The sequence below is a fragment of the Vibrio chagasii genome (assembly GCF_024347355.1).
Taxonomy (GTDB): domain Bacteria; phylum Pseudomonadota; class Gammaproteobacteria; order Enterobacterales; family Vibrionaceae; genus Vibrio; species Vibrio chagasii.
On the sequence record NZ_AP025466.1, the window covers coordinates 687,577 to 703,285 of the forward strand.

Consider the following 15,709-nt stretch of genomic DNA (forward strand, 5'->3'; position numbering starts at 1 on the left):
ATCCCATAGATGGTTGACAATACCCTTAAGCACTTTTGTTTAAGGGTATTTTTTATGTTGTCACACTGGTTAATTGATGTTGACGATTTTGCTAATCCAGAATCTCTTTCTTTGTTCCAAAAAGACCTGCCGCTAGATTGGATAAACCAAGCTTTATCTGAAACGAATAAAGCGAGTATGCGCCGTAGAAAGCTACCCGCTGAACTCGTTGTATGGCTAGTCGTTGGTATTGGTCTATATCGAGATAGACCGATCACCGATGTACTCGATAAACTCGACCTCAAATTGTCTAATTCATTGGGTGAGTCTATTGCACCTAGTGCAATTCCCCAGGCGAGAAAGCGCCTCACCGCTAAACCTTTACAGTCATTATTCTCAATCACTGCAAAACACTGGACACAGTTGGAGGATGCCGCTGATACATGGAATGGTTTGAGTCTATTTTCAATTGATGGCACACAGTTTAGAACTCATGATAATCCAAGCTTAGTCGAGCATTATCAATATGTTTACTACCGTAAAGATAGGCATACTGAGTACCCAATAGTTCGAATGTGCGCACTCACATCACTACGCAGCCGCCTTATTCATGATGTGGCTTTTGGGGAAAGCTCTAAAGGTGAAATCAGTTATGCAAAAGATTTAATTTCATCATCAGTTCCGAATTCATTGACCATTTTTGACCGTTGCTATTTGAGCGCAGAACTTATGCTTAACTGGCAACAAGAGCATGGGACAAGCCACTGGATGACCCCAATAAAGTCGAATGTGAAATATGAAATCATCGAGCAACTCGATGATGATGGACATGATCTTATTGTAGAAATGAAAGTCTCCCCCCAGGCTAGAAAACAGGACCCGAGTCTTCCGGAAACGTGGCAAGCTAGGCTGGCTCTATATCCCGATGATGGTGAACGACAACCAAATCATATACAAGGGTTGCTGACATCTCTAACAGATAGAAAATACAGTTTAAAATCATTATTAGATGTGTACTTCGAAAGGTGGGAGATCGAGAATAGCTATGGCGAGATTAAGCATGACATGCTTGAAGATGAAATCCTGCTCCGAAGTCAATCTGTAGAGGGCGTAGAGCAAGAAATATGGGGTATCCTTATCGCGTATAACTTGGTTCGTCTGGAGATTAGCCGGATAGCAAAAGAGGCAGAAGTCTCGCCACTTAGGATAAGCTTCACGATGGCTCTTCGCGATATTCAAGATGAACTAATGTGGTGTGCTATCGCCTCACCAGGTTCGATTCCCCAAAAGTTGCGTGCTATGAGAGAACGAGTGAAACGTTATATCTTGCCCGAAAAACAAAAACGGCCCAAAGATAGGACCGTTCGTTTTAGCAAAACTCGCTACATTGTGCGTTCTAAACATCTTAAATGATAGGTGTTAAGTCATTACGACTGGCTTTTTTAACTATTCCAATAAGGCTCTGGCATTGTCACCTTCTTCATAGATATACAGGCTGACACGAGACAATATGGTTATCTCTTCCATGCTCACTTGGAGTGAGTTTTGACCTCTTCCAAGGTTCGCCCTCAAGCGATCGACAAGCTCCTGCACGGCTATCAAATCATCTCTCGCTTTCGGTACTCGCGTCTTCATGAAGTTAAACCATTTTTCACTCATATTACGGTTTATCTTAGCGAGCACTTCGCTATTAGTAATAGTAAATGCCTTATCTAGATTACCGCCATCACGAAGAATATCGTAAATAATATGACCATTTTTCTTCGCTACCATCATGTTCCGAGTATTAAGCTGTAGCTCACCAATATGTCCATTCGCCATCTTTAAAAAGAACTTAATATCTTTGTAGCCAGCATCGGTTGCACCGCAGTTGAACTTAGCGTTGTCACCTTGGCTCGTACCGTAGCGATCTTTCATTGCTGATTGGTGGTGCTTCAGTTCAACAAATTCTTTGGTAAGAATGATCATCGCCTTTGCTACGATCATATCGTCCATATTCTCAAACACGATCGTCATGCGTGCCGCATCTTTAAGATCACCGATGTCGTAATGACGTTTACGATTAGTGATCTTATCTAGCGCACCGTGGAAGTCTTTTACACCTAAATAAGCGCCGGGAGGTTGCTTGAGCGTGCCATTACATACTGAAGCCACTTTCACTGAGAACTCTCTGAGGGCCTCTTGCGCTTCAACGGTTTCCATAAACATCATGAAGAGTTGTTTCTTCTTGAGCGTTGCGTTGGCAACTTGATTTCGAGAGCCAAAATCGAGGTTCCCATTTACTAGCTTCTGGCTTGATGTTTCATCCAGATAGTTATGGATCTTCTCTTTCTGCGTCATGATGTCGAGAATCACCTGGTCTTGCTTTTTATTCGCTTCATTCAGGTAATCGAAGTTTCCACCTTGTGCTTCAATGCTTTTAGCTTCTGTTGGTAGTCTTTGACGTTAACCAATCGAAAGCCCTGAGACATAATGCCTTGCTGATTTATCTTGGCGAGCATCTTAGCCTTATTCTTCCTAACTTGCTCTTGGCTAATCTGAATTTCTTCTGTGGTCGGCATATCTTAGTTCCCTCTCCAATATGCAGTTCATTTTGTACTGTCGGGTTCGCACTCCTTTTTCCTTTAACGATATTAGTTTATGGATTTGATAATTACATTAGCCAGAAAGGGTAACCCTATAAAATAAATAAGGTTTGAGAGGTTGTTCCATAAAGTCACAGAACAAAATGCGCCAATCCTATCAACCTCAGGGTTAAGGAATATAACGAGATCCGGCAACAATGATTGGTATCGTGCTGACCTTACGTTATCCTTTACACAATTCTTCACAGCTCTGCGCTACCGCTGTGAGTCTATCTTTAAGACCAAAAAGAGTAATATGAATTCTACTACCGTAACTCCCTCGCCTTCGCTTGGCCGACAACTCTATACCATGACGTGGCCAATGCTGTTTGGGGTGCTTTCTCTAATGAGCTTCCAACTTGTAGACAGTGCCTTCATTGGCCAGCTCGGCGTTCTGCCGCTTGCTGTTCAAGGTTTCACGCTACCTATTCAGATGATCATCATCGGAATTCAAGTCGGGTTGGGCATCGCGACCACAGCAGTCATTGCACGTGCCATTGGTGCTAACGAAATGCGCTACGCTAAGCAGCTAGGTGGGCTTGTGATCGCAATGGGAAGTGTGAGTGTCGCACTTTTTTCAGTCATCATTTATCTGCTTCGTGGCCCAATTTTAGAACTACTCGATGCGCCAGCAAGCGTATTGCCGATCATTGACTCTTACTGGATCTATTGGCTAATCAGCTCTTGGACAGGTGCGTTACTCTACTTTTACTACAGTGTGTGTCGTGCCAACGGTAATACTATGCTGCCCGGCTCGATGATGATCGCGACCAGCATCATTAACTTAATATTGGACCCAATCTTCATCTTTACGCTCGACATGGGCATCAACGGTGCAGCGATTGCGACAATTTTAGCGTTCGGTGCGGGCATCTTTATCGTGGCGCCCAAAGTAACCAAGAAACATTGGATGACGTTCGACTGGCACGATCTTGATATCGGCAAGAGTGTTCGCTCGATTGGCAACATAATGGGTCCTGCGATGGTGAGCCAATTGCTGCCACCTGTATCCTCTATGTTGGCGACTAAACTGCTGGCAGGCTACGGTACGGCTGCCGTTGCGGCTTGGGCGCTGGGTTCTCGTTTTGAATTTTTCTCGATTGTAGCGGTGCTTGCCTTAACCATGTCGATGCCACCAATGGTTGGTCGCATGTTGGGAGAAAAGAACCTGACTGATATTCGCAGTTTAATCAAGATTGCCGCAACCTTTGTACTTGGCTTTCAAGTCGTAATTGCGCTCGTTACGTGGGTATTCTCAAGTGGATTAGCAGGATTGATGACGAGCGACAGTGAAGTGACCACAATCCTAAATTATCACCTCTTGATTGTCCCAATCAGCCTTGGTCCTCTGGGAATCTGCATGCTGATGGTGTCGGTTTCGAACGCCCTAGGTAAGTCTTACACCGCATTAACGATTTCAGCACTGCGTCTGTTCGCTTTCTTCTTGCCTTGTTTATGGATTGGCTCTCACCTAGCTGGAATTGAAGGCCTATTCTGGGGTGCCATGGTCGGTAATGTGTTTGCTGGAACCTGCGCATGGTTCATGTACCAACGTGCTTTAGGCCAAGTTGACGCTAAACTTGCCAGCTAACCCGTGAGCAAGCTTTTAGCTGATATTTGTTAAATACAAAAAAAGCAGCCACTTAGGCTGCTTTTTCGTTATCCAAGTTCTGATTTACTATCCTTCCGCTGACTATCCTTTTTTAATGCAGTCTCATCGATTAAGCCTTCATTCCCACCGAAAAAGAATGCCGACCGGTCATCATTTCAGTCTCAGAATTACTGGCTAGATTTCCGCATATAAGAAACATCCATCGAACCGATTTTTATGCCCCCTTTAGAACTTGTCCTAGATCATTAAAGTGTTCAAAAATGCAATCTTTGGTTTTAAATATTTAAACTTTGATGAAGTTTAAGAAATTAAACCATATTGAAGATGGTTTGGTGATCCTGTTCAAATTTCACTCCTAATTTAGGTTAAATTTCCTTTATTTGTTGGTGTTTTAGACGGTTTTTATCGGTTTACAGAAGTTTACTGCATCTTGTTCAAATACCACCAAAGGAGTAGATTTCAGTCATCGAGTTCAAAAATGTAAACCGAAACTATGAATGTAAAACAAGTTAGATTCACCGATGAAGATAGAGAATGTTTAAGCAACTACTTTCGCTTAGCAGACACACTCGCTGATTTGATTGGCCCCTACTGTGAAGTAGTCATTCATTCATTTGAAAGCTTAGAAAACTCGGTCGTGAAAATCGTCAATGGTCATCACACAGGTCGTGAAATTGGCTCTCCAATCACAGATCTCGGTTTACGTATGTGGAGCACCTTCGAGAAAACTGGCGAAGTTTCTCCAAAGAGCTACTTCACTAATGCAGCAGATGGTTCCCTGCTAAAATCAACCACCTGTGTGCTAGCTGGTCCACAGCAAAAGCCGATTGGCATGCTGTGTATCAACATGAACTTATCCTTCCCATTCCCTGAAATCGTTAAAACGTTAATGCCAACGTGCAACGTGTCTCAAACACGAGTCAGTGAGACTTTCAGCAAAAGTGCAAACGATGTGATTCAACAAGCACTGACTGCTGCAATAAAAGAAGTGGAACAAGACGAAACGATTTCCTGCAAAAGTCGCAACAAAGCCATCATTCGTTGTTTGTTTGATAACGGCGTATTTGAGCTAAAAGAGACGACGACACAAGTATCAGAACAGCTTGGGATCAGCCGTCAGGCGGTTTACAAGTTTATCCGTGAATTTAAATCAGAATAAAACCAATAATTTAGGAGTTACATCGTGAAACAGATCATTGCCACTGAACAAGCACCAGCAGCTATCGGGCCGTACTCACAAGGTACGTCTTACGGCGAAATGGTTTATACCTCAGGTCAACTACCTCTTGTTCCAGAAACCGTGCAGTTTGTTGAGGGCGGTATTAAAGAGCAAGCTCGCCAGTCTCTTGAAAATTTGAAGGCTGTTTTAGAAGCAAGCGGAGCTGGGCTAGACACTGTATTGAAGACAACCTGCTTCCTTTCAGACATGGAGAACTTCGTTGCGTTTAACGAAGTGTACACCGAAGTATTTGGCACAGAGAACGCACCTGCTCGTTCTTGTGTAGAAGCAGCAAGACTACCAAAAGACGCACTGGTTGAAGTTGAAGCCATCGCATACAAAAAATAACCGACTTAGGTATTAATGGGTATCATAGGATGATTCTCATGAGCGTTTCATTTATTGGATTAAGCATACTATTCTTTGGGTTCTACGCACTGTTGTCGAACTTCAAAAAGCAAAAGAAAAGTTTTAACTTCCGCGTACTCAGTGCGCTTGCTGCCGGCTTGTTATTTGGTGGTGCAATTCAACTGGTTTTCGGTGTTGGCAACGCTGCAACAGCTGGCTTCGCTGAGCTGATTTCAGTGTTCGGTAAAGGTTACATCAAACTTCTACAAATAATCGTTATCCCGCTAGTATTCGTGGCGATGATCTCTTCGATCATGAACGTTGAAGGCGGCGGCGCGCTATCTCGTATCGCACCAAAAATCATCGGTATTCTACTTTTCACTTGTGCAATCTCAGCAGCCGTTGGTATCGCGAGTATTTACCTATTTGGCATCGATGCAAACGCGCTAGTCAGCACAATCGGCACCAACAGTGCAATTGAAGCACGCGGCGATTCATTGGTAGCAACACAAGATGCAATGGCGAATAGCGGTCTGTCTGGAATGGCGCTGTCTATCATCCCAACCAACATCTTTGACATGCTAACAGGCTCAGAACGTACCTCGACACTATCTACAGTATTGTTCGGTATGTTCCTTGGTTACTGCATCCTACAAGTGAAAAACCGTAAACCTGAGAAAGTGCAAAACTTCGTTGATTTCATCAACTCTGCAAAAGAAGTGGTGCTTTCAATGGTTCGTGAAATCCTGAAGCTAACGCCTTACGGTGTATTTGCTCTGATGACCACGTTCATGATGACGAATGATCTATTCGCACTCGCTGAAATGGGTCGCTTCTTGCTAGCGAGCTACGTGGCAATCGGCGTGATGTTCGGTATCCACTTCGTGATGGTATCGATGTTCGGCTTGTCTCCGGCTAAGTTCATGAAGAAAATCTGGCCGGTACTAGTGTTCGGTTTCGGTTCTCGCTCAAGCATGGCTGCTATCCCGCTAAACGTTGAAACACAAACTCAACGCCTAGGGGTAGACGAAGAAACAGCAAACATGTCAGCGACATTTGGTACCAGTATCGGTCAGAACGGTTGTGCGGGTATCTACCCTGCAATGCTAGCTATCATGGCGGCACAAGTGATGGGCATGCCAGTTGACCTAGGCTTCATCCTACAACTGATTGCTGTTATCGCGATTGCTTCATTCGGTATCGCTGGTGTTGGTGGCGGTGCAACGTTCGCAGCAGTAGCAGTACTGACCATCATGGGCCTAGACATCACAGTAGTAGCGATTCTGGTGTCTATCGAAGCACTGATTGATATGGCTCGTACAGCGCTAAACATCTCAGGCTCTATGTTGTCTGGTGTTCTAACAGCTAAGAAAAACGGCTCGCTAAACACAGAACAATACGACGCTGACGTTACAGCGACAATAGCAAAAGAAGCAGCAGTATAATTCTCAAACTTAATTAAGGGCACTCCGCGTGAGTGCTCTTCTGTTTTTCCTGAGTTCAGGTTATTTAGGTAATAAATATGAAAGTTGTTGTTATAGGCGGTAGCGCCGCAGGTATGAGTTTCGCAGCAAAGTACAAACGTAATCAGCCATCAGACGAAGTCATCGTATTAGATAAGCGCAGTTACATCTCTTTTGGAGCCTGTGGCTTACCTTACTTTGCAGGCGGCATGTTTGATGATACCGAGCGAATGATCTCTCGTACGCCAGAACAAGCAATCAAATCTGGTTTAGATGTACGCGTAGAGACAGAAATGGTGTCGTTCGACCGTACTGAAAAACATATTACAGTGCGTCACCAAAACGTAGAGAGCACCATAAATTACGATATGTTGGTCATTGCGACAGGCGCACGTCCGATCGTTCCCTCATTCGGTGAATTCAATCCGGAACACGTATACACACTAACAAGCATGGAAGATGGTTTAGCAGTAAAAGAAGCGCTTAAAGATGATCGTAAACAACGCGTGTGCGTCATTGGCGCAGGCTTTATCGGGCTGGAAGTCTTTGATGCGGCACATGGCTTAGATAAGCACGTGACGATCATCGAACGTGAACAGCACATCATGAGCCGTCAGTTCAGTCCAGAAATCATTGAAATCGTCGAAGGTGCTATTCGGGAATCAGGTGCAGATCTTAAAACAGGTTGCAGCGTGTCAGCTATTCGTGATGCTGATCAAGGTGGTTACATCGTTGAAACCGATAACGGCAATGTCGAAGCTGATATCGTTATCCTGTCACTCGGTTTCAAACCAAATACTGAAGCATTCGAACTAGCAAAAGCAGCAAATGGCGCGTTATTGGTAAATGAATATGGCGCTACTGAAGACGCTTATATCCATGCAGTCGGTGACTGTGCCGTTGTCCATCATATGGCGCTAGGCAAACCCGTTTATGTTCCTCTAGCAACCACTGCCAACAAACAAGCGCGTATGATGGCGGACAAGTTAGCAGGCAAAGATACTTACATGTCAGGCTTCTTAGGTTCATCTTGTTTGAAAGTGCTCGACTACGAACTGGCATGTACTGGCGTGAATGAACCTCTGGCAACAGAACATAGATTGGATGTGAAAGTATCAACGATTTCAGATAAGAACCAAACCGATTACTACCCTGGCCAAGAAGACATTAAGGTGAAGTTGGTTTATCACCCAGAGACCAAGGTTCTTTTAGGTGGTGAGATAGTAGGTAAGAAAGGAGCGGTTGGCCGTATTAACGCGCTAGCCGTTGCAATCACCGCGAAGATGACAACTCAACAACTAGGCTATATGGATTTCTGTTACGCACCACCATTCACCCGCACATGGGATGCGCTGAACGTGGCTGGTAACGTCGCCAAATAGGCCTTACTAGTCGCAAAGACATACAACTAAAACATCAAAGCAGAGCCTGAGCGCTCTGCTTTTTTATAGCCTCAACTCTACGAAGCTTACAGCTAGATAAAATAGCTATTTATCTAATGTAATTGAGCTTTCTTTTACCAAATTCAAAACGTAAAAAAGCCCGCTGATTTCTCAGCGGGCTTTCTAATGGTGGTGGAGGGATAGGGATTTGAACCCTAGAAACTCCGATATTCATTCGTTAAATAACCTGATATCAATAACTTAATCATAACGCAGACTAAACTTGCTAATGATTGACTTACTAAATTGACTATAGTTTGTTATTCGTAAGTCCGTCAAGAAACGCTTCTAAAATATCCTATATTCGTTCACTTTAGACTGAAAATCACTACCCTTCGCAGGCCACGTTTACACTAAATCACATAGAGTTGAAACTTGGTCAAACAGACACTTACTGAAATTACATATCCAATCGGCGCACTGCGCCGATTATTAAGCATAAATAAATTTTGGTTACAGCTTAATGTCTTCTTACTACTTCAATAATAACTGTATACGACGTTAACTATCAAAGATCGATAAACTGGGAGTAGTTTCATTTTGTATCCCGACTCTGCAAGACAAGAGTCCCAAGATAAATACCCACAATGATACTCAACACAGAAAAAACGCCCGCCAGAGAAAGTACTGGCATCGCCACTAACAGCTGAGTATCGTTCCCTCCACCAGCCATCACAGCGCCAAACCCCATAAGCACACCAGCAACCAAGTGTTTACCCAATCGACGTATAGAGCTCAACCTCAAAGAAAAAGATCCAGTAAACAACGCGGCACTGACCATTCCCACTAGCAACATGGCCATTAATATAAAGCGCTCGCTGCGCGGCCAATCTTCAGCTCTTCCATGCCAGAGTGAAGTACCCATAGATTTCAATAAACCACTTGGCGTCCAGTGCGGTTCATACAAGAATACAAAGCCTGCCATCAACCCAATCCCCAACATTGAGAACCATAACTTGCGATTTACCGCATTCATGAAGTAGCAACTCACCACAATAATGAACGAAATGATCCCAAGGAATGCATATCGGGAAAAATCAGATAAAATCAATCGAGATCCTTTTAACTCCGTAGGCAACACTGGGGCAAACAACAACCAAGCAACGAACCACCCTAATATGGTCGCCAACATAACCACTTCGCCACGAGCTAAACGACTCACCGTCGATACCCCGCAACCACTATTAATTGCCGCTCCAATACCAAACAGAAAACCACCAAACAGGGAAAACAGGCTCGGCCAAAAAGCGGTAGATAAAAGCCGCCCTTCTACGACAGAGCCAAGAGCCATAGAGACCCAAGCCAGTGAACCACTAAACGCAATCGCGACGATGAACATCGGTGACCCGTTTGTCGCCTCTTTCACACCTCTAACCATACAAAGGCCCGTAGTTTGAGCAAGATACCCCAACAAGAAGATGCAGAGTAAAGCGAGAATAAACAACATACATAGCCTCCGAATTGCATTGATTTTACTGCTGTCGTTCGTTAAATATAGTAGCAACCTAGAGCCCTAAGGACAGAATATGCACCACAAGCTTATTGATTGGCATAAGTCTAGACATCCTAATTACTTAGGAGACAACAAGGTTAATAAACTTTCTGCCACTGAGCTTCAATGTTTAGCGGTTCAAATTTTAAAGCCTATCGAACGCTCACTAGGAGAGGTAACCGTGACTTATGGTTATACAAGTCATCCTCTTTTAAGGTGGATATTGAAAAATAGCCCTGGAGATATGGCGCCCGATATTGACCAACATGCCTCTATGGAACTCAACTCCCGGGATAGCCGTATCTGTAAGCGCAATGGGGCTGCGTGTGATATTTATGTTGAAGGGTATAAGCAACGTATGGATGAGGTCGCTCGATTTATCTGCACGCATTTAGAGTTCGACCGCCTCTATTTTTATGGCAAAGATAAACCTCTGCATATTAGCATTGGGGCTGATAATTCAAAATATGCACTTATCCGACAACGCCGAAGTGACGGACTTCGCGTAAACACAAAAAGTGCAAAAGGCAGCGCCACACAAGCATTGTTCGATGATTTATAATCTTCAAAAACACCTAAGGATTAGGAATGAACGAAGAGCTATTTGCTGAACTTACCTCTCAAATAAAAGTTGGAAAGCAACTTCCCGATGCCATTTATCTTCATAAAGACACATTCAGCGCATTGCCTAAAGTATTAACACAGTTCATTCCTGCCGTAGCAAAAGCCGTTAACTTAAATGAAGAAGACTGGAACCTTGTTAAGCTGTTTAAAAAAGAGTTCCGTTTATCTCTTCTTCATTACCCTGATTTTTATACTGATTCCTATCCCGCATTAGAACAAAGCCTCAATGTCGACCTCTCTAAGCTAAGCCACAAAATTACAGGCTACCGCGAATCTGAAAACCCGCCGATCTTACATAGAAAAGAAACCATGGTTTTGCCAACAAGTGAATATTACGAACACTTCGTTTCACTCACACAAGAAGGCGAGAATGCAGGCCTGTACGAAAACAGCCGTTTGATTGGTTTTAAGCGTTCTTGGGAAAACCTAATAGCACGCCATGGCTACGAGCTTGTCGATGGTCGACTATTCCGATGCTCCTCTGTGACAACGCAAGAAGAGGCTGGGATTGATAGGCACAGAACCGCCATCGTGCGTCATGAACTCTCCGCACCAATGAAGACTCTCGTTAAACATGGTTACTTAAAAGGCGAACACTCAATTTTCGATTATGGCTGCGGCCGCGGAGACGATTTAAGAGAGCTCGAAGCACATGGCCTTGACGCTCTGGGTTGGGATCCGAACTTTCAACCCGACAACGACAAATCCAATTCTGATATCGTAAACATAGGGTTTGTTCTTAACGTAATAGAAGATCAAGATGAAAGACTCGATGCCCTACTAGGCGCATGGGAGCTGGCAGACAAGCTTCTGGTGGTTTCTGTCATGCTGGCCAACGAAAACTACATTGCTCAGTTCAAACCTTATAAGGATGGGGTCATCACCTCTCGTAACACCTTCCAAAAATACTATGCGCAATCAGAGATCAAAGCGTACATAGAGAGAAGCCTACAAGAAGACGCCATTACCGTCGCGCCTGGTATTTTCTATATCTTCAAAGACAAATTGGAAGAGCAACAGTACCTGCAGACTAAATACAAACGTCACCATAAATGGCAGCAACTGACTTCGCCAGAGCCAATTGAAGCCAAAGACAAAGCCAAACTGCTTATTACCCAGCATCAAGACTTGTTTAATGACTTTTGGAACAACTGCTTAGAGCTAGGGCGTATTCCTGCCAATGATGAATTTGAACAATCAGACAAAGTAAGAGAGCTGGTTGGCTCACACAGAAAAACCTTTAACTTACTGCAAGAGATGTTTGATACCAAAGAGTTTGAACAAGCAGAAAAGAGCCGAAAAGAAGATCTTCTCCTCTATTTTACTATGGGACTGTTTGAGAAAAGAAAACCCTATACGCAGCAACCAGAACCCCTTAAGCGTGACATCAAAGCCTTGTTTGATGATTACAAAACCGCGATCAACCTGGCTGCAGAATTACTGTTCGCGATTGCAGACACCGACTTAATCCAGCAGCAGTGCCAGGAAGCACATAACCAGTTACCAGCAAGCCTACTCAACGAAGGACATTCACTGATCCTACATCGAGACTTTATCGACAACTTACCACTACTGCTGCGAGTATACGTTGGTGCAGGGTTGCAAATGTATGGCGAACTGGATGAAGAAATAGACCTAATTAAAATTCATATCACATCCGGGAAACTCACCCTCACCGCCTATGACGATTTTGAAAAATCCGTGCCTTTCTTAGTAGAACGCATAAAAATCAAGATGGCTGAGCAAGATATCGACTTCTTCGATTACGTCAATGAAGATCGCAGGCCACCACTGCTGAATAAACACCTCTACATGCAAACCGAACACGAGAACTACAAGAAACAACAGAGCTTTGATAAGCGGTTAGCAAAGCTCATGGAGTTTGAACCAACCGAAGAAACACAGATGATAAGAGCAGAATTTGAGGTGCTTTTAGGGAAGGAACATAAAGAAATCAAAGGGTTTACGCTAAGTTCAAAATAACGCTTTTTTAGTACTATAAAAACCTATGGTTACCATAGATATCTGGCCTACATACCTGTAAAATATTCAGCCTATTTTGGCATACCTATGTGATAATTCGCATAGATAAGACTAAAGCATAACAAACTAAAAGCTTAGTTTGTCAAAATATGACATACCAACTATGGTTTATGTCATAGACAAATAACATAACTTAGAGTTCACTATGCAAAATCAAGATTCAGGCTATTGCTATTCATTTCCAGCTGTCAGAGGTATTCAAGCAGGACGTCCATTTTACATTGCGACATGCCCTCTTCGAATCATCCCTAAGATTTTCAGTTATAACGAAGATGATGTTCCACCAGAGCTTAGAGCTCAAAGAACACTAAACAAGACTCGTATACCTGAAATGGTCAAATACCTACTCGACAACCCTAAAGAGTACGTATTCTCAGCATTAACAGCATCGGTTGGCGTTGATATATCTTTCCACGATCATGAAGGTGCGCCTAATTTAGGTACGCTTCAAATCCCGATGGATGCGCAGATTCTAATTAACGATGGTCAACACCGTCGTAAAGCGATAGAAGAAGCACTAAGAGAAAATCCAGACCTTGGGCAAGATAACATTCCAGTATTGTTCTTTATCGATGAAGGTTTAGGTAGAAGCCAACAAATGTTTGCTGACTTAAATAAATACGCAGTAAAACCCAGTCCATCACTTGGCACTCTCTACGATCACCGAGACGAAAGCTCTGAATTAGCGCGTGAATTAGCAGCTAAAGTGAAACCCTTCATCGGAATGACTGAAATGGAAAAGTCCAACATCAGTCCAAAGTCGAACAAGCTATTTACTTTAAGCAGTATTAAACAATCAACACGAGCACTTTTAAGTAAAGGGCCTAAAGATGGTTTCACTGAAGAAGAGAAGCAGTTAGCTGCTGAGTTTTGGGAAGAGGTCACTCGCCATATTAAAGATTGGCAAATGGTGATCAACAAACAAGTATCTCCTGCACAGCTTCGCCAAGAATACATCCACGCACATGGTGTCGGGCTGCATGCGATTGGCGTCTTGGGTAAACACCTGTTGTGCCAAGAGCCAAAAAAATGGAAAGAAAAGCTCCAGTTACTAGGGAAAGTTAATTGGTTGAAAACCAACCCTGAATGGATAAAGCGTAGCATGAACCACGGCAAGTTGAGTAAATCGAACATCAACATTCAGCTCACGGCAAACGCACTTAAAATTGAACTTGGGTTACCACTAACCCCAGAAGAAAAAGCTCTAGAGAAGCAGTTATCATGATACACGAGCTAAAATTGGCAGAAGATCTCGCCGAAGAATACCAAGAATTCATCAACGCTGAAGAGTTCGCAAATAACAAACTCAGCTACTATGTTGCTGACGTTCAACGCGTCTATTGCGCAGACAACCGCCCATGGGTGATTGGCTACAGTGGTGGTAAAGACTCCTCCGCTATCATGTCTTTAATCTATATGGCACTACTTGGCCTAGAAAAAGAGCAACGCCACAAACCCGTATTTGTCGTTTCATCAGACACACTGGTCGAGACACCTGTTGTTGTTAACCACATTAAAGACTCCTTAGCTGCGATACAAAAAGGAGCCAAGCGCGACGACTTGCCAATCAGCTGTCACAAAGTTGTACCAGAGTCAGACCAAACGTTCTGGTCAAGTCTTCTTGGTAAAGGCTACCCAGCACCGACACGTTCATTTCGCTGGTGTACAGAGCGAATGAAGATCGATCCGGTTAGTGACTTCATCAAAAGCAAAGTATCTCAATTTGATGAGGTGATTGTTGTATTGGGCTCACGTAGCCAAGAAAGTGCCTCGCGTGCTCAGGTTATCGCTAAACACAAAATTGATGGCTCTCGTCTAGCTCGCCATACAACGCTAGCCAATGCATTCATTTACACCCCTATTGATACATGGGCTGTTGATGATGTTTGGAAGATCTTGCGTTTATGTCACCTAGAGACAAAAGAAACGCCACTAGGTATTAGAAACATCTGGAAAGATGACTATGACCTAGAATGGGAAAACCCTTGGGGCGGTAAAAACCTAGTACTTTGGAATCTATATAAAGACTCTTCAGGCCAAGGTGAATGCCCAATGGTGATTGACGAAACGACTCCCTCTTGTGGTAACTCTCGTTTTGGTTGTTGGACATGTACCGTAGTAACCAAAGACCGTGCGATGGAAAGCCTTATCCAAAATGGCGAAGAGTGGATGGCACCTCTTCTTGAGTTCCGTAATAAGTTAGCAATGACGACAGACCCAGCTAACAAAGCAGAGTTCAGAAACCATAAACGTCGTACCGGTCGCGTAAGCTACCAATACGCGAAAGAAGGCGAAGATATTGCTAGCGAGCGTAAACACGTCCCGGGTCCTTACTGGCTTAAATACCGCCGTCAATGGCTCCGTGAATTGCTAGAGCTAGATAATAAATTTAAAGCTGAAGGCCGAGAGATTGAGTTAATCACAGTGCCAGAGCTGCATGCTATTCGCCAAGAGTGGATCCATGATCCAAATGAGCCGGATTGGGATGATTCTCTACCAACTATTTTTAAAGACGTTTATGGTTACGACCTTGATTGGGTGTATGACGATAACGCAAGTTTTGGTAAAGATGACGCACAGCTGATCCATGAGCTTTGCAATAATTTCGATGTCGAACCTGAAATGGTCATGAAGCTCATTGAGTTAGAGGTCTCTATGGAAGGTTTGAGCCGTCGTAGTGGCATCTCGAACAAGATCGCATCGCTATTGAAACGAGACTGGGGAAGCTTGGAAGAAATCAAACAAAAGCATGCTTCACTGCAAAGCAAAGCCGAGTTTGATATTCACCAACAAGAAATTGAGCGCTACAACGAGCAGCTTGCTGACCTAGATAAACAGCTTCAAAAAGAGTTTTAAATACTGA

The 15,709-nt window shown here is 43.6% G+C and carries 13 protein-coding genes; 10 read left to right on the top strand and 3 right to left on the bottom strand.

What is annotated here, in order from left to right; translation table 11 throughout:
* Positions 1 to 54 precede the first annotated feature (54 nt).
* Positions 55 to 1,392 carry an IS4 family transposase gene (locus tag OCV52_RS19050; protein WP_137408666.1) on the top strand — a complete coding sequence of 446 codons (1,338 nt, stop codon included), beginning with the start codon at positions 55 to 57 and terminating at the stop codon, positions 1,390 to 1,392.
* Between the two features lie 33 nt (positions 1,393 to 1,425).
* Here the strand turns inward: OCV52_RS19050 and OCV52_RS19055 are convergent, their stop codons facing one another.
* Positions 1,426 to 2,334: a hypothetical protein gene (locus OCV52_RS19055; RefSeq protein WP_233090512.1), complete on the bottom strand. Its 909-nt coding sequence runs from the start codon at positions 2,332 to 2,334 to the stop codon at positions 1,426 to 1,428.
* 26 nt (positions 2,335 to 2,360) lie between these two features.
* The gene (locus OCV52_RS19060) at positions 2,361 to 2,540 is read right to left on the bottom strand and encodes a hypothetical protein (RefSeq protein WP_240700700.1); all 180 of its coding nucleotides are present in this window, start codon (positions 2,538 to 2,540) and stop codon (positions 2,361 to 2,363) included.
* Positions 2,541 to 2,859: 319 nt separating this feature from the next.
* On the opposite strand from OCV52_RS19060, the gene OCV52_RS19065 reads away from it, so the two are divergent.
* The 5 genes from OCV52_RS19065 (at position 2,860) to OCV52_RS19085 (ending at position 8,627) form a co-directional block, all read left to right on the top strand.
* On the top strand, positions 2,860 to 4,194 hold the full coding sequence (locus OCV52_RS19065) for an MATE family efflux transporter (RefSeq protein ID WP_137408665.1): 1,335 nt from the start codon (positions 2,860 to 2,862) through the stop codon (positions 4,192 to 4,194).
* A 514-nt stretch (positions 4,195 to 4,708) separates the two neighbouring features.
* Positions 4,709 to 5,374, top strand: coding sequence for a helix-turn-helix transcriptional regulator (locus OCV52_RS19070; RefSeq protein WP_137408664.1), 666 nt, complete (start codon positions 4,709 to 4,711; stop codon positions 5,372 to 5,374).
* Between the two features lie 24 nt (positions 5,375 to 5,398).
* Positions 5,399 to 5,782, top strand: a complete 384-nt coding sequence (locus OCV52_RS19075) for a RidA family protein (protein ID WP_137408663.1) — start codon at positions 5,399 to 5,401, stop codon at positions 5,780 to 5,782.
* Positions 5,783 to 5,820: 38 nt separating this feature from the next.
* Positions 5,821 to 7,227 (top strand): cation:dicarboxylate symporter family transporter, encoded by a 1,407-nt coding sequence (locus tag OCV52_RS19080; protein ID WP_137408662.1) that lies wholly within the window; start codon positions 5,821 to 5,823, stop codon positions 7,225 to 7,227.
* 77 nt (positions 7,228 to 7,304) lie between these two features.
* Complete coding sequence (locus tag OCV52_RS19085) at positions 7,305 to 8,627, top strand: CoA-disulfide reductase (RefSeq protein ID WP_137408661.1); 1,323 nt, start codon at positions 7,305 to 7,307, stop codon at positions 8,625 to 8,627.
* A 595-nt stretch (positions 8,628 to 9,222) separates the two neighbouring features.
* On the opposite strand, the gene OCV52_RS19090 is transcribed toward OCV52_RS19085, so the two are convergent.
* Entirely contained in the window at positions 9,223 to 10,026 is an 804-nt protein-coding gene (locus OCV52_RS19090; protein ID WP_137408667.1) for a YeeE/YedE thiosulfate transporter family protein, read from the bottom strand.
* Positions 10,027 to 10,213: 187 nt separating this feature from the next.
* On the opposite strand from OCV52_RS19090, the gene OCV52_RS19095 reads away from it, so the two are divergent.
* The 4 genes from OCV52_RS19095 (at position 10,214) to OCV52_RS19110 (ending at position 15,702) form a co-directional block, all read left to right on the top strand.
* Positions 10,214 to 10,741: a hypothetical protein gene (locus OCV52_RS19095; protein ID WP_137408660.1), complete on the top strand. Its 528-nt coding sequence runs from the start codon at positions 10,214 to 10,216 to the stop codon at positions 10,739 to 10,741.
* A 26-nt stretch (positions 10,742 to 10,767) separates the two neighbouring features.
* Positions 10,768 to 12,786, top strand: a complete 2,019-nt coding sequence (locus tag OCV52_RS19100; protein WP_137408659.1) for a DNA phosphorothioation-associated putative methyltransferase — start codon at positions 10,768 to 10,770, stop codon at positions 12,784 to 12,786.
* A 205-nt stretch (positions 12,787 to 12,991) separates the two neighbouring features.
* A complete protein-coding gene (gene dndB / locus OCV52_RS19105) occupies positions 12,992 to 14,071 on the top strand; it encodes a DNA sulfur modification protein DndB (protein WP_137408658.1) in 1,080 nt (359 codons plus the stop codon).
* A complete protein-coding gene (locus tag OCV52_RS19110) occupies positions 14,068 to 15,702 on the top strand; it encodes a DNA phosphorothioation system sulfurtransferase DndC (protein WP_137408657.1) in 1,635 nt (544 codons plus the stop codon). Before dndB ends, OCV52_RS19110 begins: the two co-directional genes overlap by 4 nt.
* The last annotated feature ends 7 nt before the right edge of the window (positions 15,703 to 15,709 follow it).